General features: G+C 69.8%; 17 protein-coding genes. 10 read left to right on the forward strand and 7 right to left on the reverse strand.

The annotated features are described in order from the left end of the window. The 3 genes from OG538_RS32195 to OG538_RS32205 form a co-directional block, all read right to left on the reverse strand. Entirely contained in the window at positions 1–2,271 is a 2,271-nt protein-coding gene (locus OG538_RS32195) for an NHLP family bacteriocin export ABC transporter peptidase/permease/ATPase subunit (protein WP_406098997.1), read from the reverse strand. After that, the gene (locus OG538_RS32200) at positions 2,268–3,074 is read right to left on the reverse strand and encodes an HlyD family efflux transporter periplasmic adaptor subunit (protein WP_406098998.1); all 807 of its coding nucleotides are present in this window, start codon (positions 3,072–3,074) and stop codon (positions 2,268–2,270) included. Before OG538_RS32200 ends, OG538_RS32195 begins: the two co-directional genes overlap by 4 nt. Positions 3,075–3,157: 83 nt before the next feature. Further along, positions 3,158–3,385 (reverse strand): type A2 lantipeptide, encoded by a 228-nt coding sequence (locus OG538_RS32205; RefSeq protein ID WP_406098999.1) that lies wholly within the window; start codon positions 3,383–3,385, stop codon positions 3,158–3,160. An 830-nt stretch (positions 3,386–4,215) separates the two neighbouring features. Here OG538_RS32205 and OG538_RS32210 point away from each other — a divergent pair. Next, the gene (locus OG538_RS32210) at positions 4,216–5,430 is read left to right on the forward strand and encodes a spore photoproduct lyase family protein (RefSeq protein WP_406099000.1); all 1,215 of its coding nucleotides are present in this window, start codon (positions 4,216–4,218) and stop codon (positions 5,428–5,430) included. A gap of 282 nt (positions 5,431–5,712) precedes the next feature. Continuing rightward, complete coding sequence (locus OG538_RS32215) at positions 5,713–6,786, forward strand: alpha/beta hydrolase (RefSeq protein WP_406099002.1); 1,074 nt, start codon at positions 5,713–5,715, stop codon at positions 6,784–6,786. Positions 6,787–6,953: 167 nt separating this feature from the next. On the opposite strand, the gene OG538_RS32220 is transcribed toward OG538_RS32215, so the two are convergent. Further along, positions 6,954–7,124 (reverse strand): hypothetical protein, encoded by a 171-nt coding sequence (locus OG538_RS32220; protein WP_406099004.1) that lies wholly within the window; start codon positions 7,122–7,124, stop codon positions 6,954–6,956. A gap of 167 nt (positions 7,125–7,291) precedes the next feature. Here OG538_RS32220 and OG538_RS32225 point away from each other — a divergent pair, with 167 nt between their 5' ends. The 4 genes from OG538_RS32225 to OG538_RS32240 all read left to right on the forward strand — a co-directional run bounded on the left by OG538_RS32225 (position 7,292) and on the right by OG538_RS32240 (position 12,404). Then, a complete protein-coding gene (locus tag OG538_RS32225; protein ID WP_406099005.1) occupies positions 7,292–7,732 on the forward strand; it encodes an ATP-binding protein in 441 nt (146 codons plus the stop codon). Positions 7,733–7,940: 208 nt separating this feature from the next. Continuing rightward, positions 7,941–8,603 (forward strand): DUF4230 domain-containing protein, encoded by a 663-nt coding sequence (locus tag OG538_RS32230; protein ID WP_406099006.1) that lies wholly within the window; start codon positions 7,941–7,943, stop codon positions 8,601–8,603. Between the two features lie 472 nt (positions 8,604–9,075). Beyond that, positions 9,076–9,492 (forward strand): hypothetical protein, encoded by a 417-nt coding sequence (locus OG538_RS32235; RefSeq protein ID WP_406099007.1) that lies wholly within the window; start codon positions 9,076–9,078, stop codon positions 9,490–9,492. After that, a complete protein-coding gene (locus OG538_RS32240; RefSeq protein ID WP_406099009.1) occupies positions 9,489–12,404 on the forward strand; it encodes an NACHT domain-containing protein in 2,916 nt (971 codons plus the stop codon). Before OG538_RS32235 ends, OG538_RS32240 begins: the two co-directional genes overlap by 4 nt. Before the next feature lie 212 nt (positions 12,405–12,616). Here OG538_RS32240 and OG538_RS32245 read toward each other — a convergent pair whose 3' ends face one another. The 3 genes from OG538_RS32245 to OG538_RS32255 all read right to left on the reverse strand — a co-directional run bounded on the left by OG538_RS32245 (position 12,617) and on the right by OG538_RS32255 (position 15,414). Further along, a complete protein-coding gene (locus tag OG538_RS32245) occupies positions 12,617–13,492 on the reverse strand; it encodes a hypothetical protein (protein ID WP_406099010.1) in 876 nt (291 codons plus the stop codon). After that, positions 13,489–14,742, reverse strand: a complete 1,254-nt coding sequence (locus OG538_RS32250; protein ID WP_406100394.1) for a glycosyltransferase family 4 protein — start codon at positions 14,740–14,742, stop codon at positions 13,489–13,491. The genes OG538_RS32245 and OG538_RS32250 overlap by 4 nt, the downstream gene beginning before the upstream one ends. Positions 14,743–15,042: 300 nt before the next feature. After that, entirely contained in the window at positions 15,043–15,414 is a 372-nt protein-coding gene (locus OG538_RS32255) for a winged helix-turn-helix transcriptional regulator (RefSeq protein ID WP_406099011.1), read from the reverse strand. 92 nt (positions 15,415–15,506) lie between these two features. Between OG538_RS32255 and OG538_RS32260 the strand changes: the two genes are divergently transcribed. The 4 genes from OG538_RS32260 (at position 15,507) to OG538_RS32275 (ending at position 21,641) form a co-directional block, all read left to right on the forward strand. Beyond that, positions 15,507–16,346, forward strand: coding sequence for an SDR family oxidoreductase (locus OG538_RS32260; protein WP_406099012.1), 840 nt, complete (start codon positions 15,507–15,509; stop codon positions 16,344–16,346). Positions 16,347–17,052: 706 nt separating this feature from the next. Further along, positions 17,053–18,243, forward strand: coding sequence for a cellulose-binding domain-containing protein (locus OG538_RS32265; RefSeq protein WP_406099013.1), 1,191 nt, complete (start codon positions 17,053–17,055; stop codon positions 18,241–18,243). Positions 18,244–18,354: 111 nt separating this feature from the next. Continuing rightward, a complete protein-coding gene (locus tag OG538_RS32270; protein ID WP_406099014.1) occupies positions 18,355–18,534 on the forward strand; it encodes a hypothetical protein in 180 nt (59 codons plus the stop codon). A 107-nt stretch (positions 18,535–18,641) separates the two neighbouring features. After that, positions 18,642–21,641 carry a GH59 galactosidase gene (locus OG538_RS32275; RefSeq protein ID WP_406099015.1) on the forward strand — a complete coding sequence of 1,000 codons (3,000 nt, stop codon included), beginning with the start codon at positions 18,642–18,644 and terminating at the stop codon, positions 21,639–21,641. Positions 21,642–21,674 lie beyond the last annotated feature (33 nt).

The raw sequence follows: 21,674 nt of genomic DNA on the forward strand, positions 1-21,674 counted from the left end.
TCAGTGCTCCCCGACCAGATCGGCGTACGGGCCCCCGGCGGCCACCAGGTACTCGTGCCGTCCTCGCTCAACGACCGTCCCGTGGTCCAGGACCACGATCTCGTCGCTGTCGCGCACGGTGCTCAGCCGGTGCGCGATCACGACACAGGCGCAGCCGCGCCGTCGAAGGTTGTCGATGATGATCCGCTCCGTCTCGGCGTCCAGCGCGCTGGTCACCTCGTCCAGGACGAGGATGCTGGGACGGCGCACGAGCGCCCGGGCGATCTCCAGGCGCTGACGCTGCCCGCCGGAGAAGTTCCGGCCGTCCTGCTCCACCCGGCTGTGGATACCGCGGGGGCGGCGGGCGACGACCTCGTACAGGGCGGCGTCCCGCAGAGCTTCGGCCACGGCCTCGTCCGGGACGGAGGGGTCCCACAGCGCGACGTTGTCCCGGACCGTCCCCTCGAAGAGGAAGACGTCCTGGTCGACGAAGGACACGGATGCGGCCAGCGCACCCCTGGGTATGTCCTCCAGACGCCGCCCGTCGATGCGGATCGTGCCTTCCCAAGGGCTGTAGAGACCCGAGATGAGTCGCGAGACCGTCGACTTGCCGCTGCCCGAGCCGCCGACGAGCGCCACCTGCTGCCCGGGCCCCACGGACAGCGAGAAGCCGGTGAGCAGCGGCTTGTCGAGCGGGCTGTAGCCGAAGGTGATGTCCTCCAGCGACACGTGGCCCTTGAGGCGGCGGGTGCTCGCGACCGGCTCACGGCGCGAGTACAGCGGATCGACCGGGAAGTTCTCCACATCCTTGAGCCGGGCCACGTCGGCCGCGAAGTCCTGGACCCTGCCCGCCACCCCGTTGAGCCGGGTGACCGGTGCGGTGAAGCGGGTCACCAGAGCCTGGAAGGCGACGAGCAGGCCGATCGAGATGTGCCCCTCGACTGCCCGCAGTCCGCCGATCCACAGGATCAGCGCGCTGTTGAGCGTCGCGAGGGCGGGGGCGAGGATGCCCAGCCAGGCGCTCGGCACCCCGAGCCGCTGCTGCTCCTCCAGCGTCGTCGCGTGCTGCCCGGCCCACCGGCGGAAGTACCCGTTCTCGCCCCCCGTGGCCTTCATCGTCTCGATCAGCTGGAGCCCGGTGTACGAGGTGTTCGTGAGCCGGGCACTGTCGGCCCGCAGCTTCTGCGTGCCCACGGCCCGCATCCGTACGACGATGCGCATGGCGACCACGTTGAGCAACGCGATCCCCACTCCGATCACGGTCAGCTGGGGGTCGTAGGTCCAGAGCAGGAACGCGTAGAGGAGGACGACGATGCCGTCCACGCCCGCCGCGGTCAGATCCCGGGCGAGGGTCTCCGCCACGGCGTCGTTCGACTGGAGGCGTTGGACGAGATCGGCGGGGCTGCGCTGCGAGAAGAAGGTGACGGGCAACCGGAGCAGGTGCCGGTAGAAGCGCGCGCTGCCGAGTGTGGACGCGATGATGCGGCCGCGCAGCAGATTCGCCTGTTGCAGCCATGTCAGTACGACGGTGAGGGCGACCATGGTGCCCATAGCGGTGAACAGCACGCCCAGCAGGGAGGTCTGTTCACCAAGCATGAACATGTCGATGTAGGTGCGGCTCAGAGCCGGGAGCGTCGCCCCGACCGCCACCAGCAGCAGGCTGGCGAGCAGGGCCGCCAGCATCGTGCCCGTCGTGCCGCGCAGCCGGGCCGGAAGGGCGGCCATGACGCCGGGCCTTCGCCCTCCGCGCTCGAAGTCCTCGCCGGGTTCGAGGACGAGGACGACCCCGGTGAAGCTGGTGTCGAAATCCTCGGCGGGCACGAACCGGCGTCCCTTGTCGGGGTCGTTGATGTGTACGCCCCGCCGCCCCAGACGGCGTCCCGCCCCGTCGTACACGACATAGTGGTTGAACTCCCAGAACAGGATCGCGGGCGCCGTGACCTCCGCGAGGGCCGCGGGCTCCATCTGCATGCCCTTGGCGCGGAGGCCGTAACTACGGGCGGCCTTGAGTACGTTGCTGGCGCGCGAACCGTCACGGGAGACGCCGCAGGCGATCCGCAGCTCCTCCAGGGGCACATGGCGGCCGTAGTGGCCGAGCACCATCGCCAGGGAGGCGGCACCGCACTCCAGGGCCTCCATCTGGAGCACGGTGGGAGTGCGTACGGTCTTGGTCCGCGCGCGCCTCGGCGCCTGACGTGACCGCCGCCGGCTGCCGGGGGCCCCCTCCGGGCGGTGCCTGCCGCGGCCCGGCGGCAGCTGCTGGGCGGTGGGGGACGGGTGCGGTGCGGTCACGGGAGCAGCCAATCGATCGGGCGCTGGTCGGCGAGACGGACGGAGCCGGTTGCGAGGGTCATGGAGCCGACCGCGTACGGAGGGCCGTCGGCCGAGGACCACCGGTAGCCGGACTTCGTGGAGTCCGAGTGCTCGATCTTCACCAGGACCGCCAACGGCCTGCCGTGCCGGGAGAACTGCTCGCCGAGCTGGGCATCGCCGAGGAAGCGGGTGATCTGCTGCTGTGTCTGCGTGGTCCTGCCGACCGCGGCCACCTTGCCGCGCAGCACCCCGTACTGCTGGGCGGGCACGGACTGGACGGTGAGGTCGACGGAGGCGCCCACCGGGACCGATGCGGCACGGCTTCCCGATACGTAGAGCAGGACGATCAGCGGGTCGTCGGCGCCCTCGATCCGTTCGACGCTCGCCACGTCCGCGCCGGTGGTGACGACGGCACCGATCGTGGCCGTCACCGAGGTGAGCCGGCCCGCGTCGATCGTGCGGACGACGCGTTCACCGCGCTCCGTACGGACCTTGAGCAGGGGGGAGTTCCGGGGTAGCGTCTCGCCCTCGTCGGCGAGCACCTCGGTGACCTGTCCGGCCACGGGGCTCTGCAGGATGTAACTGCCACGGGAATGCGTGAGGATGCCGGGGGCGTCGAGGGTGCCGGCGACGGAGCCCGTCACGGCCCAGAAGCCGGCGGCGGCCATCACGGCGACGGTGACGCAGAGGACGAACAGGCCCTGCGGGCGGGCGAAGCGCACCGGCAGATCGAGTTGTTCGGGCGACTGCAGCTTGGAAAGGGCCTGTTGGCGGAACTGCACGGAACTCTTCCCTCACCTGTCAGCGGGCGGCGCCGAGCCCCGGAACCGACGGGTTCCGGGGCTCGGCGGGGTGCTGCCGTGTCTCAGAGACCGGCGGTCAGGCCGGCGGCCAGGCCGGTGACCGCGCCCGTGTTCACGCCGGTGGTGCCCTCGACGAGACCGGTGACCGAGCCGACGAGGCCGGCGACCGGGACGATGCCCTCGACCGTGCCCGTGACGTTGCCGACGAGGCCGCCGACGAGGCCGCCCGAGACGTTGTCGAGGTCGCTGTCGGAGATCTCGGCGGTCTCGACCTGGGGGGTGTAGTTCATGATGTGCGCCCTTCATATGGAAATTGCTTAGTACGGAGCCCGTCGTGCGGCCTCCGTATGGCCCAGGATCAAAGCATGCCTGTGCCTCGTACGACCAATCGGACTGCGACGGATTCGTGGTTGTCGATCCGCTGGAATCTCATGACGTGCACAGGCGTTCATTGCGCGTGAGCAGATTCTCCATGAGCTTCACCGGATGAATTCGACGTCCTCGCAACTTCACGCCTGACGTGGGGTAATACCGTCCCAATCGTCCCTTGGGGCAGCCCTCACCTGGTGTCTTGTGACCGCAACGGTGACGCGTGTGCGCATGCCGTGTGCAGGTTTCTCCGGTCCGGCTGTCCCGGCAATTCTGGACGGCCGGTGAAGTGTGCTGCTGAGGGAGTGCGCAAGACTTCCGCGTTGCGGCGGTGTGAAATTGTGTGGGAATCGCTCGCCCCGGTGCGTCGTCTGCGAATGGATGGCGCATTTATGGAGCGTTTTCCGGGCACGCGTGTTCACGCCGTCACTTTGCCTCCGAATATGTGGAGAAAGTGCGCACGGATCAACGGCGCCTGTATCGCCGGGGCGGCGGCGCGGTCATCGGGCGACCGACCGCTTCCGCACCAGGGCGCGGCCGCCGGCGGGAGGGCCCGGCGGGGCGGTCGCGGCGAGGTGGCTCCGCGGGGACCGGCTCCCCGGCGTGTGCGGGGCACGGCCCGTACCGCGGTGCGCTTTGATCTGTGCGGAGGGCGACGGCTTCGAGCGGTGCGCCGACCTGTCAACGGATCGTCGACGGCGTGCGGCATGACTGACGAAGGCCCCGTCGGCTCTGCTCGTGCGACGGGGCCATGCCCGTACTCAAGGACAAGGAGAAGCACGTGGACGAGCCGTCGGCGGGATCCGTCCCGGGCGACGCCCGGGAGCCCGAACAGCAGGCGCTCTTCGGGTGGTCGGACGTCGCACCGGCGCAGGCCGTGGACCAGCCGTTCCGGGACAGTGCGGCGGCGCGCCGGATGCTCGACGTACGGGAGGTGTACGCCGAGCCGGCGGCCCTGGACTCGCCGCGCGGCAGGCAGATCATGGCCCGGCTGCCGGGAGTCCGGGTGATCGAGGTCGCCGGCCACTGGCAGATCCCCTCCCTGCACGGCAACGACGGCAACATCGGCCGGTGGGTCCGCATCAAGACCGAGACGCTCGTACTCGGGGTCAAGCACAAGCTGGTGACCCGCCCCAACGGCAGGTCTGCCGACTGGATCGCCCCCGGCCCGTCCAACGGCTGCGCGATGGCGTGTGTCTACTGCTACGTCCCCCGCCGCAAGGGCTTCGCCAACCCCATCACGCTGTTCACCAACATCGAGGCGATCGTGGCCCACGTCCGGCGACACGTACGCGCCCAGGGTCCCAAGACGGAGCCCAACCAGTGTGATCCCCGGTCCTGGGTCTACGACATCGGCGAGAACGGCGACTGTTCCGTCGACGCCCTGATCTGTGACAACACAGCAGATCTGATCGCCGCGTTCCGGGGCCTGCCCACGGCGAAGGCATCCTTCGCGACCAAGTTCGTCAATCCCGACCTGCTCGCGCTCGACCCGCAGGGTCGTACCCGCGTGCGCTTCTCCCTCATGCCGGCCGGTGACTCGCGGCTGCTGGACGTCCGTACCAGTCCGGTCGCCGAGCGGATCGCCGCGGCTGCCGACTTCCTCGACGCAGGCTACGAGGTCCACTTCAACCTCTCACCGGTCGTCCTGCGCCCGGGATGGCAGCAGGACTGGGCCGAGCTGCTCACCCACCTCGACGACGTCCTGCCCACCCGGGTGAAGGAGCAGGCAGCGGCCGAGATCATCATGCTCACCCACAACCAGGCGCTCCACGAGGTCAACCTCGGCTGGCACCCCCGCGCCGAGGAGGTGCTGTGGCAACCGTCCGCCCAGGAGACCAAGCGCTCGCAGAACGGCGACCTCAACGTTCGCTACGCCCGGGAGATCAAGCGTCAGTCCCTGACGCGCCTGCGGGAGCTGCTGGCGTCGCACGCGCCGTGGCTGGACGTCAGGTACGCCTTCTGAGAGCGGACCTGGCAGGTGGCGGGCCAGGCGCGACGGACGGTGGGCGGCGCGCCCGTCCGTCCGTACGTCCGGCGACCGACGGGCGCCTTCAGCGCGTCGCCCCCCTTTCCGCCCGACCGCCAGGTGTCCGGTCCGTACCGGAGGGTGCGGCTGGAGCCGGCGTCGTTCGTGCAAGCGGAGGCAGTCCGGAATGCTCCCATGGCGCTCCGCTCTGACGATCCCTACCTGTGGCCTCCACCAACGCGTTGTGGCCGCCGCCTGACGGGTGATTCACTGCGCCACATGAACTTCGCCCGAGCGTCGGCGGCACACACGCCGGGCTGTCCCGCCGAGCGGGACAGCCCGGCCCCGACGGTCCGGGCCACACCACCCATCGACCCCGAACTGGGCCTGGCGCTGGCGGCTTTGGGGAGTGAGGCAAGACAACCGCTCACCCCGGAGAACCTTTCGGCCCGGCAACAGCGGGATGCTTCGGCCCGGCCCCGGCCGACGTGCCAGGCCCTGCGGGCCGACGGCCGGTTCGAGGTGGATGAGCTCCGGGTTCCGGGGGCGTCGGGCAGGCCGGACGTCACACTCGTGAGCGCACGGCCCGCCGGGCTGACAGGACCGCTGCCGCTGCTGTACTACATGCACGGCGGTGGAATGATCACGGGCAAAGCGTGGTCGGTGCTTCCGAAGCTGCTCCGCGACTGGTCTCTCGCACTGGAGTTGGCCGTCATCTCCGTCGAGTACCGGCTGGCACCGCAGACCCGGTACCCGGGGCAGGTGGAGGACTGTTACGCCGGACTCGTGTGGGTGGCAGCGCACGCGGACCGGCTGGGTATGGACGCGGACCGCATCATCGTCGGCGGAAAGAGCGCCGGCGGCGGACTCGCGGCGGCACTCGCCCTGCTCACCCGTGACCGGCGGGGGCCTGCGCCGATCGGACAACTGCTCCTGTGTCCGATGCTCGACGACCGTAACAGCACCTTCTCCAGCCACCAGATGGCCGGCGTCGACATCTGGGATCGAACCTCCAGCGCAACGGCGTGGCACGCACTACTGGGTGCACGGTTCGGGGACTCGGAACTGTCGCCCTACGCGGCTCCCGGGCGGTGCGAGGACCTGTCGAGGCTGCCACCGGCCTACATCGATGTCGGGTCGGCCGAGACCCTCAGGGACGAGGATGTGGCCTACGCCAACGCGATCTGGCAGGCCGGTGGCCAAGCCGAACTGCATGTGTGGCCCGGAGCGTTCCACGGCTTCGACACAGTCGCACCGCAGGCAGCTCTCAGCCAGGATGCCCGGGACGCCCGTACTCGTTGGCTTCGACGCATCCTCACCCAGTCCGACGCGAGCAGCGGACCAGCCTGTTGAGCGCACGCCTGTGGCGGCCCCGGGGCGGCAGCGGCCGGCGACCGCCGCCGGCGGGGCGAGGACGAAAATGACAGAACAGCCCTGGCCGTGGGGCCAGTGCTGTTCTGCGTGGGGCGGGGGAGGAAGCGCGATGAGCGCTCGCCCCACGCCGGCATCCGCTGGTGTCCTCAGCGTCTGCGGGCGGGGCGGGATGCTCCGATTCCCGCGACGTGCAGGGCCAGAAGGGTCAGGCCCAGGAGCATGACGTTCACGGAGGAGAAGACATCGTTGGTGGTGATGTCTGCTGCGTTGATCAGGAAGGCGATGCCGAACAGGACGGCTGCTGCAATGCCGAGCACGGGGGTGCTCCTCTCGATAGCGGTGAGGTGCGTGTGCCCGGACATCCCAGGGGCAGACCCCGTTTCCGCCTCGAATTCAGAACCCCGGGTCGGTCTGAGCGCCGAGACCGCAGGGGTGTGCTCCAAGGACGGGGGTAGGGAATGGAGAGCCGAGTGAGGGAGGGTCGATGACCAAGGACACGTCGCTGCGCGCGATGGGATGGGCGCAGTCGTTCCCGGTGTCGCAAGGAGTGCGCGCCGGTCGGCAGTGGACACGGGAGCACCTGGCGTCCCTGGCCTGGACCAGGGACGCCCCCGAGATCGTGGACGCGATCTTGCTCAGTGTCTCCGAGCTGGTCACCAACGCGCACGTGCATGCGCACAGTGACGCCCAATTGGTCCTTACCTGGGACAGCCACTGCCTGCACGTGAGTGTCCACGACTCCGACCCCCTGCCGCCCACCAAGCAGTCCGAGGACCCTACGGCGACGGGGGGCCGCGGACTGGCCATCGTCGACGCGCTGGCCGACGACTGGACCACGCATCCGCAGGCCTCGGGCAAAACCATCACCGCTTGCTTCGTACCGCCCGGTGCTCCGAAGCCCCGGCACGGCCGGGACGTCAGCTGAGCCCGGCGCTGGAGCGGCCCGGAGCTGGAGGAACGGCGGCTTCCTTCGGCTGCCGGCCGGGCCCGCCGGACACGGCATGCGATGGTCGGAGATGCCCGCGCCGCCCGTCCCCCCACCCGAATGCGCCTGTCCGTCGTACGTATCTCAACTCACCCGTCTCGTCAGGGTTTCTGGGGGCATCCGGAGTACAGGAAAGGAGGGCCATCGGATGACGACTCCCCTCAGGAAGCTGCCCAGACGCATGCCCGCTTGGGCGAAGGTGGTGACTGCCTTCGTGCTGGTGCTCGCCGTCCTGTTCGCCGGAATCAGGCTGGCCGTACTGCCGAGCATCAAAGGTCTGTTCGGAACCGAGACGACCGACCGCTCGGGCCCCGCTCTCCTCAAGTCCATCAAGGACATGAGCCGCTTCGACGCCGCCTCGGGGAACTTCCAGGTGGTCGTCGACCTCGAGAAGGACGCCAAGTTCCTGCCGGACGCGGTCCGCGGATCGCGCACGCTCTACGTGGGCGCGGGCACCGTGGAGGCGTACGTCGACCTCGCCAGGGTCGGCGGGAACGACGTGACGGTGAACGACGACCGAACCTCGGCCACCCTGCGGCTCCCGCACGCGCAGCTGGGCAAGCCCGCCCTGGATGTCGACCACTCCTACGCCGTCTCCAAACAGCGTGGCCTGCTCGACCGCCTCGGAGACGTGTTCTCGGACAATCCCAACAGCGAGCACGCGGTGCAGAAGTTCGCGGTCTCGCACATCGGCGAGGCCGCCAAGGGCAGCGGACTGACCACGAGGGCCGAGGCCAACACCACCAGCATGCTGGAGGGCCTCCTGCACTCCCTCGGCTTCAAGGACGTGCACGTCTCGTACGGGACCTGACAGCAGGCACCTCGGTGCGTCGCCGCGCCGACCCCGGACTCCTCATCTCCCGGCCGAACCCGCTGAGGCGCGGCGCAAGGCGCGTCGCGCTCTCGCGGGAGAGCCTTGAGGCCCCATGAGCGGCACGCGCTCGTTCGCCCCCACCCGCGCGTGCGGAGGTCCCGGGCGGCACCTGTGGGGGAGGTCGGCGACTGTCCTGGAGGCTGATCTTTGGTGGAAGGGGCGCGAGAGCGTTCCCTCAGGCGGCTGTCCATCGCGGCGATGATCCGTCGCGAGCCCTGACACCGGCCCCGGCTGATCCACCGGCCGGGCCGGACCGAGGCCGCCGCAGCGGGCGCAGGAGCCTTCTCCTTGTACGGCCGGCGGGAACTGGTCCGGTGGGAACTGCTGCGGAAGGGCGCGATAGCGACACCCCAAGTGCCTCTGAAAACACCTACATTGGTCCTCGGACCACTATCCGTGGGGGTGGGGAATGGACCCGGTCGTACTGGCGGCGGGAACCGCCTTGGTGAGCGCCATGGCGACGGATGCCTGGCTGCAGTCGAAGGCCGCGACGGTGGCGATGTGGCGCCGCGTGCGTCCGGACCACGGAGACGACGTGGGCGCCGAGCTGGACGCCCTGCGTGGGCAGGTGCTCGCGGCGCGTGATGCGGACGACGAGGAGACCGAGCAGGCGCTGGCCGGGGTCTGGCGGATGCGCTTCCAGCAGGCTCTCGCCGAGACCCCCGGCCTCGCCGCCGAACTGCGGCTGTTGCTGGACGATCACCTCGGCCCCGCTCTGTCCCGGTCGGAGCAGACCCGAGAGGCGCCGGTCGTCATGAAGGCGGAAGCCCGCGACAACTCCCGCGTCTTCCTGGCGGGCAGGGACCAGCACATCACCGGAGCGTGAACGTCCCGGCGGAGGAGCCCGCGCCCCGTCAGGAAGCGCACGCCCACGACAACTCCCAGATCCACATGGTGGGCAGGGATCAGTACATCTACTACTCCTCGGACGTGACCGACCATGACGGGGTGCCTGTCCCGGGGAGGGGCCGGGCCCTCGTGCGGATGCTCGCACCGTTCCTGGTGCTCGTCGCAGGCGTCACCCTGGTGTGGGTGGCGTACGACGCCGACGGCTGGATCCGGGGACCGCTCCTCCTGGCGGGGCTCGTGTGTGTCGTGCTCACAAGCCCGCGGCTGCGGCCCGCTGTTCGGCGCTGGCGGCTGAACCGGGCCTGGCGAAACCCGGGGCTCGTACGCCTACAGGACCGACAACTCGAAGGGGCTTGCGAACAACTCGCCGGCGAACTTGAGGTGTTGTGGAATCGCGAGATGAAACTCCGCAGGCTCCAGCACCCGGCTCCGCTACCGGTGCGTTGGGTCAATGCGGAGGAGTTCGGGGATCACTGGACGAACATTCGCACGGACGACAGGCGTGACGCGCCGCTCGATCTCTCGGGCAGTGGCGCTCTCCACGATGTCTATTCCAGAATCCCTTCCGGTCGGCTGCTCATTCTCGGCCAGGCCGGGGCGGGCAAATCCGTGCTCGCGTTGCGCTTCGCTCTCGACCGCCTGCGGGCGAGGGGGCCCGGCGGCCGTGTCCCCGTACTCCTTCCCATGGCCTCGTGGGACCCTGCGACGCAGGACCTGGAGTCCTGGGCGGCCGAGCGTCTGGCGGCCGACCACCCGGCGCTCGCGGGGCGGGCCGTGGCGGGCGGGACAGTCGCCGCCGAACTCCTCAGGTCGAGCCGGCTCTTGCCCGTGCTGGACGGCTTCGACGAGATGAGCACGCAGACGCGGCATCACGCTCTGCGAAGACTCCGCGCCTCGCTCGGCGAGACGGATCCCTTTCTGCTCACCAGCAGGGCCGACGAGTACGAGGCCGCCGTCGGACAGGCCGACACCGTGCTGCCGGCCACGGCGGCGGTACGGGTGGAGCCACTGAGTGTGCAGGAGGCAGTGGACTATCTGCGCCGCACGACCCGGAAGCTGGTGGTGGGCCGCACGGTGGCCACCAAATGGGACCCCGTGTTCACCCTGCTGCGCGAGCACCCGCGTGACCTGCAGGCCCTGAAGCTGCGGGACGTGCTGACGACCCCGCTGATGACGGGTCTGGCCCGTATCACCTACAGCGACACTTCGCGTGATCCCGCGGAGCTTCTGGACCCCCTCCGCTTTCCCGGCCGAGCCGCGATCGAGGACCACCTGCTGGGGCAACTCGTTCCGGCGGTCACGGATCAATCGGAGCGGACCGCGCGACGGCTGATGTTCCTGGCGCAGCACCTCAACTCTCTGGGGACCCAGGACCTGGAGTGGTGGCGGCTGAGCGCGGCGGGTCCGAGAGCGGCCCGGGCCGCGGGGGCGCTGCTGGCGTTGGGTTCGGCAACGGCTGTGCTCGGCTGGCGGGTCGACCGGCAGACGTCCTGGTTCGGCATCGGCATGCCGGTCTGGGCCCCGTTCTGTGTGCTCAGCCTGATTTCGCTCGCCGATGTGGTGTTCGGCTCGCGGGGATCTCCGCCGCGGTACGTCCCCCGCGTCGAGCCGGGGCGGATGGTTCGGCCCGCGCTCGCTGTCGTGGCGGTGCTCGGCGTGGGGCTGCTCTACTACTGGCTCCTGCAGTACCTGCTGGTCAAAGTGATCGTCGCGGCTGCCTCCGTGATCTTCTCGGCCGGCCGTCTGATTCTGCGCCGGAAGAGACCTCGGCCCCGGGCCCCTGGTGGGCCGACGGTGGAGGAACCTCGTGCGGATGTCCGTCACCACCCGAGCGATACGGCCACGCGCGGCCCGGAGCGGACGCTGAGGGAGGACCGACAGGCGACGCTGGTAACGATGGGGCTGATCAACGTGCTGATGGCAGGTTCGGCGGCCTGGCGGGCGGCCGGGCTTCTGATCTTCGCAGCGGTCGCACCGGAGTTGTTCCTCACCGACGCCCGACCGGGCACCGCGGCCATCACCACGGTCGTCACAGTCGTCGCCCTCGCGGTGCTCGGCGCATCGTCGTCCGCCTGGTGCGGGTTCGGTGCGTCCAGACTGTGGCTATGGGGTGCGGGAAAGCTTCCGTGGAACGTGCTCGGTCTCCTCCAGGAGGCCCACCGTCTCGGCGTGCTCCGCCAGTCCGGCGCCGTGTACCAGTTCCGGCACTCCCGGCTCCAGGAGCGACTGGCCGCGCAGGCCGGAGAGCCCGCCTCGGCTCGCGTGCCGCCGAGCAGCTCACGGACCGAGGAACTCCGACCGGTGGTGGGCCTCCTTTCCAGCCTCGTTCTCGCCGTCGGGTCGCTCGCGATGGGCGTGGACATGTTTCTGCTGAAAGCCGAGGCCGGGCCGTACGAATCGGTTTCCCCCGTCTGCCAGGTGGTGGGTCGCGAAGTCCTGCGGAAGTTCGTCCCGGCCCCCCGGGGAACGCCGTCCGAGGCGCACGACTACGAAGCCGTCAAAAGGTACTGCTCCTGGAAGGCCGGCACGGCGACTGAGGGAGACCCCGTCGTGGTGATCATTGTGGACGTGTGCACACCCACGATCTCGTCAACTGCTGTCGAAAGGGCGGACGGGATCTTCGGCCACGGACTCCCCGTCGGGCCGGTCGTCTCCCAGTACGCCGTAGACCCTGGCGGCGTGGGCGAGGAGGCCGTCACCGCCGTGGGGTACAGCGAGGATCGTCCGACGGTCGCGACGAGCGTCCGGTTGGACAACGTGCTGGTGACTGTCACGTATGAGGTGAGCGGCATCGAATGGGGTGATACGGCTGGGTACGGGCGCAGCGCCGGGATCACGCAGGACCTGGCCCGCACCGTCGTGCGGAATATCTCCGACGCGCACTCGTGAGCAGACGCGCCCCCGTGACCGGGCGCCGCACCGTCGGGGGACTCGCCGTCGTGGCGGACGGGCGGCCCGGCCCGTCCGCGGTTGAACGCCGCCGGGCGAGACACGGTACGGGTGGCCGGGGCCCCGCCCCGGCCACCCGCTGCTCCCGTCCGTGCCGCGCGCGGTGCGGAGCCGCGTGTCGGGGCATCGACCCCGCTGCTCCGCACCGACGTTCACAGCGCGGGCCGAGCGGCGACCTCCACGGACAGGTCGTTGTCGACCGTGTAGTACGGACGCACGGATACCCCGCCGAGCGTGGCGGCCGGGTAGACGAACACCGCCTTGCGGTCCGCGATGTCGTCCAGGAGCCGGGCCACCCGGATCCGCGGCGCGTCGGCGGTCGGGCGGATGTACGCGTCCCAGATCACCTGTGTTTCGCCGGCTCCCAGCCCTCCGCCTTCTGCCACGAGTTCCTCGTAACCGACGGTGAACGAGAAGTCCTGGCCTCCCTCGGGCCGGAGAGCGATCTGCCGTACGGCGGAGGCCTGTCCTCGTCGGCTCAGCGTCGCTGCCGCACCCTTCCCCAGCCGGGCGCCGAACAGCCGGGCCGTGACGGTCATCGAGTCAGCAGAGAGGTCGATCCGGCCGGCCTCCGCGTGCCCGACCCGCCACCACGCCCGTACGGCGAGCCGTCCGTCCTTGGTGGCGTACGGGATCCGGACCGCCACCGGCACGGCCCGGTCGCCGCCCCCGCCGGACACCAGTGCGCGCAGATCACGCAGGCCGGCCAGCAGCGGCGTGCGCTCCTCCCCGGGCAAGCCCACGACGAAGGCGTCCCAGCGGCCTTCCTCGAGTACCGGGTCCGTCTCCAGTACGCCCTGCCACTGGTCCTGACCCGCCGGCTCCAGAGCGACGCAGTGCCCGGCTTCCTCCGGCCTTCCCTTCTTCGGGCGCACTTGAAACAGCAGCCGGGGGCGTGCCGAGGCGGGCAGCGGCAACCGCACGCGGACGACCAACCGTCCTTCCCCCTCCACGGTCACCTCCCCGCGGGGCCTCTCCACCGGTCCATTCATGTCACCGTCACCGTCACCGCTGTGGCTGTCCGTCATCGCCGCGCCTTCCTTACGGCCCGCACGACACTGCCTGCCGCGACGAGCATCGTGTCCCGGGCTTCGTAGCCGCCGCTCACCAGGGCATGGCCCGTCCCGCGCGCCGGTCGGCCTTCGCGCCTGGCCGCCAGCAGTTCCTCGAACAGCCGCTCGGCCTGGGCCACGACGGGGGCGGGGGCGTATCGCCGGGAGTTCTCCAGCGCGGCACGCCCCATGCGCCGGCGTAACTCGTCGTTGCCCACGAGGTCCAGGAGGGCACCGGCCAGCGCGGCCCGGTCTCCGACGGGAACCAGCAGGCCGTCCTGCCCGGGGGTGATGATCTCGCCCGGACCGTACGCACAGTCGGTGCTGACGACGGGCAGCCCGCAGCGCATCGCCTCGACGATGGTCATGCCGAAGGGCTCGAAATCGGATGTCGCCGCCCCGATCGATCCCTTGACCCATTCGGCTTCCATCGGGGCCACCGCGCCCATCAGGAAAACGTTGTTGTACAGCCCGAGCCGGTCGATGAGCTCATGCAGCCGCTTCTGCTCCTCGCCCCTGCCGTAGATGCGCAACTTCCAGTCGGGATACTCGGCGGCGACCGTGGCGAAGGCCTCGATCAGCAGGTCGAACCGCTTCACCGGCACCAGCCGGCCGGCGGCGATCACGACCCGCTCGCGGCCGTCCGCCGGCGGGAGGCCTGGGGTCGGGACACTGTTGGGCAGCGCCTGCACCCGTACGCCCGGCAGCCGCATCCTGCGCCGGTAGACGGCGGCATCGGCCTCAGTGACGGGGGTGATCGCGTCCAGACGCGGATAGACGCGCCGCAGCGCGTTGCGCAGCCGCGGCGGGTGGTTGTTGAGCGTGAGGTGTTCCTGTCCGACCCGTACGGACCGCGCGGGGGCCTGGAGGGCCAGATGGACGTTGAGGCCTGGGCGGGTACCGACGACGACATCGGCGTCCAGCGACTCCAGCGCCTCGCTGAGACGTACATCGGTGAGCGCACTGTATTCGCGGTAGCGGTACTCGGACGAGGGAAAGATCTTCGACGGTGTGAGATGCCGCGGGTCGTTCCTCTCGTGCCGCAGATCCACCAGGGGCCGCAGTCGTACGCGCGGGTCGGGAGTGAGGTTCGGCCGTTCCCGGGTCCGGAGAGCCGAGATGATCTCCACGTCGTGCCGATCGGCGAGCGCTCGGGCCAAGTTGAACGTGGTGGTGATCGTTCCTCCAATCCCGTATGCGTTGTGTATAAGAAAGGAGATTTTCATGCCGTACATGACGGCCGACACCGGCGGAAGGTTGCCCCTGCCACCCCGGACGGATCGCCGCATGTGGTGTCGACCAACGGCCGGCGGGCATGGCTACGTGCACCGGCTCAGCCATGGTCACTACGGGATCCAGCCCGTCAGGATCCTGGCCGCACAAGGTATCCGGCGGCCGAGGCGGCCAGCCTTGGGGAACACTCCGCCAGTTGAGGGACCGCCCTTGGCCTCCGGCGGCGAGCCGGCGCGCAGGGCGAGGATTCGGGGCGTCCGTCGTTTCGCGGAGGTGCGCCGGCCACCACCACGCTATCCCGCGGTGGGCGGCGACAGCCGCTGTGTGATCCGGTCGAACAGCTCCGTCAGCGGCTCGCCGACGTCCCGTCCGAACTCGGTGAGCCCGTAGGTGACCTGAGGCGGCGTCGTCGGCTCGACCTCCCGCCAGACCAGGCCGTCCTGGACCAGCGCCCGCAGGGTCTGGGCGAGCATCTTCTCGCTGATGCCCTGGATGCTCTCGCGCAGCTCGTAGAACCGGAGGCTGTTGTTGCGCAACGAGATCAGCACCCAGACGCCCCACCTGCTGGTCACGTGGTCGACCACATCGCGCGCGGGGCAGTCGGTGTGAAACACGTCATACCGCGTCCCGGCCTCGGCCTGTGTGTGCTGCGCGCTTCCCGTCATTTCAGGAGCTTACCTCTAGGTATGTCCTTACCAAAAGTTAGCTCTTGCTCTTAGCGTGACGGCCACACAGGACATACGACAGGGAGCTGATCATGATCGTGGTGACCGGGGCTACCGGCAACATCGGCCGGCCGTTGACGCGGACGCTCGCCGAGGCGGGTCAGCAGGTGACGGCAATCTCACGACACCCGGCGGCGGAGCCGGACGGCGTCCGCCACTTGGTGGCCGATCTGGCCGAGCCGGCCGGCCTCAGGCCCGCCCTGGCCGGGGCGAAGGCGCTGTTCCTGCTGCTGTCCGGCGACCTGCATGCCCCTGGAGCCGGCCCTGCCGACATCATCGGCGAAGCGGCGTCCGGCGGGGTCCGCCGAATCGTTCTGCTTTCTACGCTGGGCGTGGTGACCAGGCCCTTCGGCCCCACACGGATCGCGATGCGCGCCCTGGAGGACACGCTGCGGGAGTCCGGCGTGGAGTGGATCATCCTGCGGCCGGGCGGCTTCGCCTCCAACGCCCTGTGGTGGGCGGAGTCCGTCCGCATGCGACAGGTCGTCGCCGCGCCCTTCGGTGATGTCGGGGTGCCGGTCATCGACCCGGCGGACATTGCCGCGGTCGCGGCGGCCTGCCTGCTGGAGGACCGTCACATCGGCGGTGTCTACGAGCTGACCGGCCCGGAGGTGATCACTCCGCGCCGCCAGGCGCAGGCCATCGCTGACGCTCTGGGCTCGCCGGTGAAGTTCCAGGAGCTCACCCGCGACGAGGCCAAGGCCGCCATGAGCCGGAGCATGCCGGCGGAACTGGCCGACGACACCCTGGAAATCCTCGGTTCCCCGAGCCCGGCCGAGCTGCGCGTCAGCCCGGACGTCCAGCGGGTCCTCGGCCGCGCCCCCCGCCCCTTCGCCGACTGGGCCGCCCGCAATGTCGCCGCGTTCCGGTGAGGCCGGGGCAGCGTCGCCGGGGCGGATCTTCGTGCTCGGCGATCCACTGCCGGCAGAGGACGAGGAGGCTGACGCGTAGGCGACGCTGACGTGGCCCCTGTCACGCCGGAACCGACGCGCGGCCGCAGTGAATCGCCGTACCACCAACTCCGTCGGCCCTACTGGCCCAGGAGTTCCCGATCGGCCCGTTCTGTCGGCAGGCGATCCTTCGCCGCCAGGCGGCGCACGTGCCCGAGGGACCAGGACATTCCTGGGCCACGCGACGGCGTGGAGCCCGTCAGAACCGATGCTCCCCGATGACGGGGATCGATGGCGGGCAGGGCCTGATGAGTCCACTGCAACCGGGAACGGCCCGGTCGATCCGGTCGACATGCGGGTGTCGACCGGATCGGCCGTCGACCTGCCCTCGGAGCCTCGCCCCCACCGGGCCGGGGACCGAGCCCGTACGCCTTCGACGAGGGCCGGCGCCTCCGGCCCTTCCCGCGCCCGTACTTCGGCGAAGCTGCCGGCGTAGGGGCGGCCGGGCGACCCGTGCACATGCCCGGAGGTTCGACGCGTCGGTGGCGTGAGGGGGTGGTGGGGCCGGCTGCGGCCCGGCAACTCCGCAGGGGCACCATCTTGACAGTACGCCGTCATGTCGGTGTGATGAATGGGAGCGCTCCCATTCTCGGGACCGCCCTACGGTGCCCCACCCGAGGAGGCGCACATGCCGATTCTCCGCCCGCGATTACTGCGCAGATCCTGGACAGCGGCCGGTGCCGCCCTCGCGCTGGCCTTGTCCCTCTTCGTCGTGGTGCCGGCCAGCGGCTCCGCCATGGCGTCCGGATGCAGGGTCGACTACACCGTCAACGAGTGGACCGGCGGCTACACCGCCCAGGTGCGCATCACGCATACCGGTTCCGCGCTCAGCGGCTGGCGGCTGACGTGGACGTACGCCGGCGACCGGCACGTCACCTCCGCCTGGAATGCGGCCGTCACGCAGACCGGCCACTCCGTGACCGCCGTCAACACGGCCTGGAACGGCGAACTTGCCAGCGGCGGAACCGTCGACTTCGGTCTCCAGGGGACCGGGCAGTCGACCGACCCGGTGCCCGCCGACTTCGCCCTCAACGACGTGTCCTGCGGCGGTGACGGCACCTCGCCGCCGACCACGCCGCCCCCCACGACACCGCCCCCCACCACGCCGCCCCCCACCACACCCCCCTCTGCGGAGTGCGGTGACGCGGCCGTGTGCGAGGACTTCGAGGACCAGGCCGGACCGGCCCCCGCCGGGAACTGGCGGTTCACCGCGCCCGACTGCCAGGGCACGGGCACGGCCGCCGTCGACACCGAGGTCGCGCACAGTGGTTCGCGGTCGCTGCGGTTGGACGGTCATGCCGGCTACTGCAACCATGCCTTCGTGGCCGCCACCGCCGATCTTTCGGCGGTCGGCCCGGTGCTGCACATCCGCATGTGGGTGCGGCACACCACCGCGCTCCCGGCCGCGCACGTCACTTTCGTCTCGATGCCGGACAGTTCCCAGGGTGGCAAGGCCCTGCGGATCGGCGGACAGAACGGCGCCCTGCAGTGGAACCGGGAAAGCGACGATGCCACGCTCCCGGCACAGAGTCCGGTCGGGGTGGGACTGAGCAGGCCCCTGCCGACGGGCAGTTGGCAGTGCCTGCGGTTCGCCGTGGACACCTCGGCACCCGCACTCGACACCTGGCTCGACGACGAGCAGGTGCCGGGGCTGCACGCCGACGGTGTGCCGACGCAGGATGTCGACGCGCAGTGGCTTTCGCGGACCACTCCGCCGAGGCCCACCGCCCTGCGGCTGGGCTGGGAGAGTTACGGGACCGGCGACGACACCCTGTGGTTCGACGACGTGGTCGTCGGCTCCTCGCCGGTCGGCTGCTGAGGACCGACTGCCCTGCGGGCGGGGGAGTACCGGCGACGGCGGGCTGACGATGTCTCCGCGAGGGCGGAGACCGTCAGCCGGTCGCCGGCTTCCCTGCCACGACGCCCGGCTGTGCCCTTGATCGAACTCGTCGTGTGCGGCCGGGGAGCGGTCCTGGGCTCCCCGGCCGCCGACGTCCTGCTCCGCCTCGATGCCCCACCACCACGGCCCCGCCGACTGCGGATCGGTATCCCGGGGACGAGTGCGCCCGGCCCCGGCCCGCCCTACGACTCGATGTTCGAGTGCGGATGAGTGTGGTCGTGTGCGGATGATCCGTAGAAGGCTTGAACGCCGTCGTTGTGTCATGTTCCCGCGCCCGAGCCAGGACGAGGCAGACGAGGCAAAGGAAACGAAGCTGGATGCGTACAGACAAGACGCGCACGCGCACGAAGGCGCGCACACACCTGAAGACACGCGCGCAGAGAAGGCTGAGGTGGGCGTCGCTCGCCGCGGCCGCCGCCGTGACGCTGGGGACGGGGTTGGTCGCGGCGCCTCCCACACACGCGGCGGACGATCCGGTCGAAGTCGTGGTCGACGGAGACGACGTGCGTGCCGACAACGTGAACGGGCTGACGTACAAGGGCCTCGGCGTGCTCAGCTGCAACAGCACAAGCAATCTGCTGATGGACTACAAGGCCGAGCACCCCGGGCGGTACTGGCAGCTCATCCGCGTGCTGTTCGGCGGTGACCGCCCCCTCGTCAATCACGTCAAGGTCGAGATGGGGTCGGACACGAACACCTCGACCGGGGCCGACCCCGCGACCATGCGCACCCGGGACGAGCTCGCGGACGCCTCTCGTTCCCCGGGGTTCCAACTGGCCGCCGACGCCAAGACGGTCAACCCCGAGCTGAAGGTCTCGATCCTGCGCTGGGAAATGCCCCAATGGGTCCAGCTGGAGTGGAACAAGGGCACCGGCACCGACGAGATGTACCGCTGGTACAAGGAGACCGTGCTCGACGTCTACGAGAAGTACGGGTACATGATCGATTATGTCAACCCGGACAAGAACGAGACCCGCTCGCCCGACGTCTCCTTCGTCAAGTGGTACAAGAACGCGGTAGTGAACGACACGGACTTCGCGAGCGCGCGCTACGGAATTCCGCCCGGCAAGCGGGAAGCGGTAGCCAAGGCCTATCACCGCATCAGAATCGTCGCCTCCGACGAGAACAACACCCTCAACATGGGCCCGGCGATGCTCAGTGACGCCGATCTCTTCGGGATCGTCGACGCGGCGGGTTACCACTACACCACGGAGGACCGGCGCGAGGGCACTGCGGACAGCTCCACGTACCTGCCGTACACGAAGCTGGCGACCGGCGACAACCCTTACGGCCAGGACAAGGAGGTCTGGTACAGCGAGGGGACCGCTTCGTTCGGCTACACCGATTACAGGGTCAACAACACGGAAGGCCCGAACGGTGCCAGTACCGGGATCGGCGGTGTGCAGAGTGCTCTCGACGTCGCCAACCGCCTCGTCAAGAGTTACGCGAACTCCAAACGCACCCACTACATCTTCCAGCCGGCGATCGGTTCCTTCTACGAGGGCGCCCAGTACAGCCACAAGGAGCTGGTGAGCGCACGCGACCCGTGGTCGGGATACCTCCACTACGACGCGGCCCTGTACGTGATGCAGCAGTTCACCGGATTCGCGAAGACGGGCTGGGAGAACGACACGAACACGGCGGGCATATGGCGCACGGTTCCCGAAGCCAGTTACAGCGGGGTGAGCGGCACCGAGAATCTCGACGGCTCCAACGGCGCCCCCAGCTACATGACGCTCGCCGATCCTGGGAAGAAGGACTTCTCGACCGTCGTCGTCAACGACAGCGACCAGCCGAAGACCTACCGGATCAAGGCCGAGGACCTGCGTCTCGGCAGCGACCCCACGATGGAGGTGTGGGAGACCCGTGCGGCCGACGCCGGGCAGCGCTACGACGCCAACTTCAAACACCTGGTCGAACAGATCCGGCCGGACGTCGATGGGGTGTACGCGTACACCGTGAAGCCGCGGTCGATCACCACCCTGACCACGCTCGACAAAAGTGCCGACGCGTCCACGAAGCAGCGCCTGCCCGAGTCCGGGGAGCGCACGGTCCTCGACAGCGACAGGAACGGCAAGCGCGGTGACACCCACGACACGTATCTCTACGCGGACGACTTCGCGTACGACGAAGAGGGAAGGGTCAAGGTCGGCAGGACGCTCCAGCCGTACCTCGCCTCGCGCGGGAACCAGCCCCGATACATGGTCGACCAGACCGGTGCGTGGGAGGTGGGCGGCGACGGAGTGCTCTACCAGTACATGGACCAGTCCATGAAGGACACCGGCGCCTGGAACAAGAACACCCCCAACACCACGGTGGGGGACTTCCGCTGGGAGAACTACAAGGCGTCCGTCGCCGTCTCCTTCCCCGACCCGGACGGCGGTCTCGCGGCCCTGGGCGTGCGCCAGCAGAAGGGCATGGCGATCAGCGACGCCGCCTACAACCTGCGCATCGGTGCCGACGGCGCCTGGACGTTCTACGAGTACGGCCGGGCCCTCGCGCAGGGCAAGGCCGGGGCGGCAGCGGGCTACCACCTCGCCGTCGAGGCGAAGGGGGCCGTGGTCACCGCCTTCGTCGACGGAAAGGCGATCGCGACCTACGACGACCCCACCCCGGAGACCGAGGGCCGCGTCAAGCTCGGGAGCGGCTTTCAGAGGACGGGGTTCGACGACCTGAAGGTCGAGAGGGTCGACGGCTACACGCCCTACGCCGGCGCGCAGCTGGACAACATGGACCGTGCGGTCAGCTACGAGGGCACGTGGAGCCGGAAGGCCTCGTTCGGCGACGCGATGGACTGGTACCGGTCGACGTCGACGAGCACGACGGCCGGCGCGTCCTTCACCGTGCCGTTCCGCGGTACGGGGGTCGACATCATCGGTGGCAACGACGGGAGCGCGGTCCTCGACGTCTATGTCGACGGCGGACTCGTCGCCAGTAACGCGAAGACCGTCGCCACCGACAAGCGGCTGGCGGCGTACGCCCTGCGCGGCCTGCCGGACGGCAGGCACCGGGCTCGGTTCGTGCTGAAGTCGGGGACGCTTGTCCTCGACGCCCTGAACACCTTCTCCGCCTTCCGCGAGAAGGGCGGCGAGGTCGTGGACACGGGTCCGATCCGCCGCGCCCTCGCGGAGCTCGCGATGCCGGAGCAGGAGGCTTACACGGCCGCGTCGTGGGGCGTGTACGCGCACGCCGTCGCTGCCGCGAAGTCCGCCGTGGCAGGGCCGGACAGTCTCGACACCATCGGCGTCGAGCAGCTCGCGAGCAGGCTGCGGACGGCGTACGGCCGGCTGGCGCGCAAGGAGGACGCCGCGCAGTAGACGGTCCGTGCGGAGCGAGCGGTCCCGGCGGAG

Origin of the sequence: Streptomyces sp. NBC_01013 (genome assembly GCF_045162765.1) — a bacterium.
Lineage (GTDB): Bacteria > Actinomycetota > Actinomycetes > Streptomycetales > Streptomycetaceae > Streptomyces.

Bases quoted from the DNA above. Each gene is read 5' to 3' on its own strand.
- OG538_RS32255 (WP_406099011.1), bottom strand. From the start codon at position 15,414: ATGACGGGAAGCGCGCAGCACACACAGGCCGAGGCCGGGACGCGGTAT.
- OG538_RS32235 (WP_406099007.1), top strand. From the start codon at position 9,076: ATGGACCCGGTCGTACTGGCGGCGGGAACCGCCTTGGTGAGCGCCATG.
- OG538_RS32250 (WP_406100394.1), bottom strand. From the start codon at position 14,742: ATGAAAATCTCCTTTCTTATACACAACGCATACGGGATTGGAGGAACG.
- OG538_RS32210 (WP_406099000.1), top strand. From the start codon at position 4,216: ATGCCCGTACTCAAGGACAAGGAGAAGCACGTGGACGAGCCGTCGGCG.
- OG538_RS32260 (WP_406099012.1), top strand. From the start codon at position 15,507: ATGATCGTGGTGACCGGGGCTACCGGCAACATCGGCCGGCCGTTGACG.
- OG538_RS32265 (WP_406099013.1), top strand. From the start codon at position 17,053: ATGCCGATTCTCCGCCCGCGATTACTGCGCAGATCCTGGACAGCGGCC.
- OG538_RS32225 (WP_406099005.1), top strand. From the start codon at position 7,292: ATGACCAAGGACACGTCGCTGCGCGCGATGGGATGGGCGCAGTCGTTC.
- OG538_RS32275 (WP_406099015.1), top strand. From the start codon at position 18,642: ATGCGTACAGACAAGACGCGCACGCGCACGAAGGCGCGCACACACCTG.
- OG538_RS32230 (WP_406099006.1), top strand. From the start codon at position 7,941: ATGACGACTCCCCTCAGGAAGCTGCCCAGACGCATGCCCGCTTGGGCG.
- OG538_RS32245 (WP_406099010.1), bottom strand. From the start codon at position 13,492: ATGACGGACAGCCACAGCGGTGACGGTGACGGTGACATGAATGGACCG.
- OG538_RS32215 (WP_406099002.1), top strand. From the start codon at position 5,713: ATGAACTTCGCCCGAGCGTCGGCGGCACACACGCCGGGCTGTCCCGCC.
- OG538_RS32205 (WP_406098999.1), bottom strand. From the start codon at position 3,385: ATGAACTACACCCCCCAGGTCGAGACCGCCGAGATCTCCGACAGCGAC.